The organism is Methylomonas rivi (genome assembly GCF_024505165.1).
In the GTDB taxonomy this organism is placed as follows: domain Bacteria; phylum Pseudomonadota; class Gammaproteobacteria; order Methylococcales; family Methylomonadaceae; genus Methylomonas; species Methylomonas rivi.
Window position 1 is genome coordinate 1 of the sequence record NZ_JANIBK010000209.1, and the last position, 4,882, is coordinate 4,882.

At 49.7% G+C, this 4,882-nt stretch carries 4 protein-coding genes and 1 pseudogene; 2 read left to right on the plus strand and 3 right to left on the minus strand.

The features are described from left to right. Nucleotides 1–170: 170 nt before the first annotated feature. Together NP596_RS19775 and NP596_RS19780 are read left to right on the plus strand one after the other, a co-directional pair. A complete protein-coding gene (locus NP596_RS19775; protein WP_256617117.1) occupies nt 171–581 on the plus strand; it encodes a hypothetical protein in 411 nt (136 codons plus the stop codon). Nucleotides 582–619: 38 nt separating this feature from the next. Continuing rightward, nucleotides 620–793, plus strand: a complete 174-nt coding sequence (locus NP596_RS19780; RefSeq protein WP_256617118.1) for a hypothetical protein — start codon at nt 620–622, stop codon at nt 791–793. Between the two features lie 396 nt (nt 794–1,189). Here NP596_RS19780 and NP596_RS19785 read toward each other — a convergent pair whose 3' ends face one another. From NP596_RS19785 to NP596_RS19795, 3 genes and pseudogenes are all read right to left on the minus strand, one after another. After that, nucleotides 1,190–2,908 carry a bifunctional protein-serine/threonine kinase/phosphatase gene (locus tag NP596_RS19785; protein ID WP_256617119.1) on the minus strand — a complete coding sequence of 573 codons (1,719 nt, stop codon included), beginning with the start codon at nt 2,906–2,908 and terminating at the stop codon, nt 1,190–1,192. 363 nt (nt 2,909–3,271) lie between these two features. After that, nucleotides 3,272–4,084, minus strand: a complete 813-nt coding sequence (locus tag NP596_RS19790) for a formate/nitrite transporter family protein (protein WP_256617120.1) — start codon at nt 4,082–4,084, stop codon at nt 3,272–3,274. A gap of 280 nt (nt 4,085–4,364) precedes the next feature. After that, nucleotides 4,365–4,882: pseudogene (locus NP596_RS19795) on the minus strand (hypothetical protein); the annotation flags it as partial.

The following is a 4,882-nucleotide window of genomic DNA, read 5'->3' on the forward strand; positions in this document are numbered from 1 at the left end:
CGGCCTTAATTTGCGGAGACAGGAAAAGGCAAATAAGCTGCCTGTCAAAATGTAGGTGCGATTAGCAACTTGCGTAATCGCACATTTCGTAGTCAACATTCCTCCGATTACGCTACCGCTAATCGGTATCTACGCGGGCAGGGGCAAAATTCAAGGGCTAAACAAAAGATATGAAAAAGATAATCCTTTGCTTTGTAAAGTTTTTTGATGAAGAAAAATATGCCGACGAATTCATTAAAGGAAATTTATTTTTTCGTAGACTGTTAGATTTTAAGAAAATAGAGGAGGAACATGATGGTGTCAGACAGGATGAAAACGAGGGTATTTTCGCTTGGTTTCAGCCAAAAGGAATTTTAATGACATTAAATATAAAAAACAGTTTAGGTGAAGATTTTGAAAAAATAGAAATAACGGAAAAAGACTTAGCTGCCCCAATTTCTATGTCATCTGTCGAACATAATTATTATCACGTTTTTTGTATGTATGCAGTCTGCATCACTGATTTTGAAAAACATTGCGATACAGAGGAAGAAAAACAATCAGTATTTGAAGAATTAAATAGGGAAAAAACGCAGAAATAAAAATACATGAAGATTGTTTTAAGTTTGGTAGATTTGCTGTGCTTGTCGATAAAAATAAATTTTTAGAACAGGTCAAAGCATACTTCAAAAATGAAAATTTAGGTTTTGCCGCAAGGCTCATCGACTATTATGACGATGAAACGTTTAATGGTGAAATTAACAATAAAGACATTATTTTCAAAAAACAGAAAAAATACAGTTATCAAAAATAATATAGAATAACTTTCAATTCTAAAACTGTTGACGAAGAGCCAAGAACAATAAACATAGGAAGTCTTGAAGGATTTTCATTCAAGACTTCCTCATCAAATATTAATAGTTTAATTAATATAGATTTAACACCAAAAAAATAAATTGTGTCTCACAAAGGGTAAGTTTTGTAACAGCCCCCCCCCATGAAATCAACGAATTTCATTCTGCCATATTCATAGCCACAAAGCGGCCAGTCGCGTCCGGCTGAAAATGGCCGTAGTGACTCAGTCATAATGTCAAATTGTTCGCCGAATAACGGACAGTCAACTGGGGCAAGGGTTGCCTTAACTATTGAAATTGGATAGTGACCCGACGGTCGGGTAATGGCCGAGTTATTTTTGAATGGAAGTGAAACATCACTTCAACAGTAAGACCACGATGACAAGCGCCAAAATACAGCAAAGGCCTTTCCAGAAGGCGACAGGGTTGCGTTCCAGCAGCGGCGGGCGGGTTTTGTTTAAGAAGGCTTGGTTCGGATGGCGCAGGTCGAAGATGAACTCGGACAAGTCTTCGTAGCGCCGGTACGGATTGGGATGCACGGCTTTGCTGACGGCATCGTCGATCCAGGCGGGTACGGCAGGATTCAATTGCCGTATGGCGCTGTAATTCAACTTGTTTTGCGCTGCCTTGGTTTTGCACTTGGCCACTTCGGCGCCATACGGCAGCTTGCCGGTCAACATTTGATAGGTAACGACCGCCAACGAAAACATGTCCGAGCGCGGAGAAGACGGTTCTCCGAGGAAATATTCCGGCGCGGTATATTGGGCCGTGCCGAGGATGCTGTCCTGGCCGCCGGCGTTCATTTCCATAATGCCGGCGACGCGGGTGGAACCGAAATCGATGATCTTCACCGTGCCGCTACGGTCTATCATGATGTTGTCGGGCCTTAAGTCCTGGTGCAACATTTCCAGGCGGTGAAAGGCTCTTAAGCCCTTGGCGATTTGTTCGACTATGCTGCGTACTGTTTCAATATCGGGTTGCGGATGGTCTGTCATCCACTGCTTCAAGGTCTGGCCGTCGATGAATTCCGTGGCGATATAAAGAAAATGCCGTTTGCGGGTTTGCGCGCAGGGTTTCAGCACATGCGGGCTATTGATGCGGCGGGCAATCCAGTCTTCCATCAGAAACCGCTCAAGATAGGCCGGGTCGCCGCGCAGGTCGATGGACGGGGTTTTCAGCACCACGGGCGTGCCGCTTTCCCGGTCGACCGCCAAATAGACATGGCTGCGGCTGCTGGCGTGCAACTGGCGGGTAATGGTGTAGCCGTCGAAATGCATTCGCGCTTCCAGGGGCGGCGGAAACGGTAATTCCGTGTACGATTGATAAAGTTCCTTGGCGTCGGGATCGGGTAAGTTTTCGATTCTGACGATCTGAACCGTCAGATTGTCGGTGCTGCCTTGCCGGTAGGCTTCGTCGGCGATGGCTTTTGCGGCGGCGTCCGGATCGTTCTCAAACTGTTCGATGGTATCGGCGGCGAAACGCGGGCTGACGTATTCGTATACCCCATCGGTTGCCAGCATGAAGGTATCGCCCTTTGCCAGAGTCAGGCTTCGATAGTCGATTTCCAGATGGGTGTCCATGCCCATGGCGCGGCTGAGATAGCTTTTTTCATGCGAAATCCACAGCCTGTGGTCGTTGGTGAGCTGTTCCAGGCCGTGGCCTTGCAGGCGGTAAATACGCGAATCGCCGACATGGAAAATATGCGCGGTGGCGGATTTGATCACCATGGCGCTCAAGGTGCAGACATAGCCTTTATCCTTTTCGTAGCAATACTGGCTTTGCCGGGTTTGGGCGTGCAGCCAGGAGTTGTTGGCCGTCAAAACCCGTTGCACCGACTTTTTGACCGACCAGGCTTCCGAGGTGCAAAAATAATCCTCTAGAAAGCCGGTTACCGCCGCTTGGCTGGCGATATGGCTGACGTCGCTGCTGCTGATGCCGTCGGCCAAGGCAACGGCAATGCCTTTCGAACCCAATTGCGGTTGTGCCGGGATATAAGCGCCGTGAAAATCCTGATTGATGGTTTTGCGGCCTTTATCGGAATATTGGCCGACGGACACTGTTAATTGGCGGGTCATTTTGCTGGTGGCGTTGCCGGTTGATTCAAGTCGGGATCGAAATATACCTTTCGCTCTCCGGAGGCTGTCGTAATAGCCAAAATGTAGGTTGGGTTAGCGTAGCGTAACCCAACAAAATCAAAACGTTGGGCTTTATTACATTCAGCCCGGCCTACTTTTTACGACAACCTCCTCCGGGAGCGGGCAGGGGTGAGGGAATCAAAAAACCGAAAGTTGAAGCGCGATGCCTATAGTTCGGTTGGACGCCGCAAGACGCCGAGCCTGTCTTGGCGCAATAGCCGATACATGAATTGTCCACGGGCATGGTTGACGCCTATATAGTAAGCCAAATGATTGAGGAGCCTCGGCCGAGGCTCCGCCGGATTAATTATAGGAGCGTTTGGGCGCGGTTCTGACGTGGGTGGAATACAGCGTCAAGCCGGTAAAGGCCAAGCCGCCGACCAGATTGCCCAATACGGTCGGAATCTCGTTCCAGATGAAATAATCCGCAATCGAGAAATTGCCGCCCATGATCAGGCCGGATGGAAACAGAAACATGTTGACCACAGAGTGCTCGAAGGTCATGCCGAAAAACAGCATGATGGGCATCCACATGGCGATGACTTTGCCGCTGACCGAGGTGGAAATCATGGCGCCCACCACGCCGGTCGATACCATCCAGTTGCACAGCATGCCGCGGATGAAGATCGTCAGCCAGCCGGCGATGCCGTATTTGGCATAGCCCAGGGTACGGGCCTCGCCGATGCCGGCCAGCTTTTTACCGACCGCATCGGGTTCCACGGAGAAGCAGTAAGTAAACACTATCGACATCATCACCGCCACGGTCAAGGCGCCCAGAAAATTGCCGACGAAAACCAAGCCCCAATTCCTGAGAATGCCGCCCATGGTGACGCCGGGCCGTTTATCGATCCAGGCCAGCGGCGTCAACACGAAAACGCCGGTCAACAGGTCGAAGCCCAGTAAATACAGCATGGAAAAGCCTACGGGAAACAAAATAGCGCCGAAAATCGGCGAACCGGTCTGTACGGTAATCGACACCGCAAACACTGCGGCCAGCGCCAAAATAGCACCAGCCATATAAGCCCTGATCAAGGTATCTCTGGTTGACATGAAAATTTTGGATTCACCCGCATCCACCATCTTGGTGACAAATTCTGAAGGAATCAGATAGGACATAACTCACCCTTAAAATAATTAGGAACACAATGAATGTGGTGCCGGATCGAAAACACCATCATTCGGTTGGTTTAGCCTGTTTGAGCAGGCCGTCAATTCCCAGGACGTGGGCGTTTTACTCGTGGATTGCGGATGGCCGAAAGGGACAGGAACAACAGACGAGTAAACTCTTGGCCGCCGGATTAAAACCGCGGCCAATCAACGCCGTTGTTGAAGGGAAGATGCGATGCGCCATTGCATCGTTATTTTTTTAGCATGGAATGTGCCAAGCCGGGCAGTGCTAATGTTTTAGGGCGAGTAAAGCAGTTTCGTAACTAACAGTCCCGAATGGTTGCACCGAAATGAACGATTTATGCACCAATGCGGTAGCAAAAGCGACGAATGCGCGGCCGGCTAGCGGTACCGGTATGATTATGCTGCTTGCAAATCCAATGACAGCATTTTGATCGTTACCGGCCCAGTTGCGTAGCCTGGATGAAGCGAAGCGGAATCCGGGATTGATAGCCTTCATTCCCGGATTCCATTTCATTCCATCCGGGCTACGCTGGCTGCTGCTTGGGAATCTAATGCCGAAAGCTCTGGCTTTTTGTGTCGCTATCGCGACGATGATTAGACGTCGGGTTTCGGCCCGACAGCCGAGATACTTTCTTTTGCGTCGCCAAAAGAAAGTATCCAAAGAAAAGGCGACCCGGATGCCGCGTTGATCCTGCGCGCCGAAGGCTTTGAGCGGGGTTTTCCGAAGGGGCTTCCCAGCCCCCGCGGAAAACGCGATGCCTCCCTGCATCGCCCCTGCCGGGC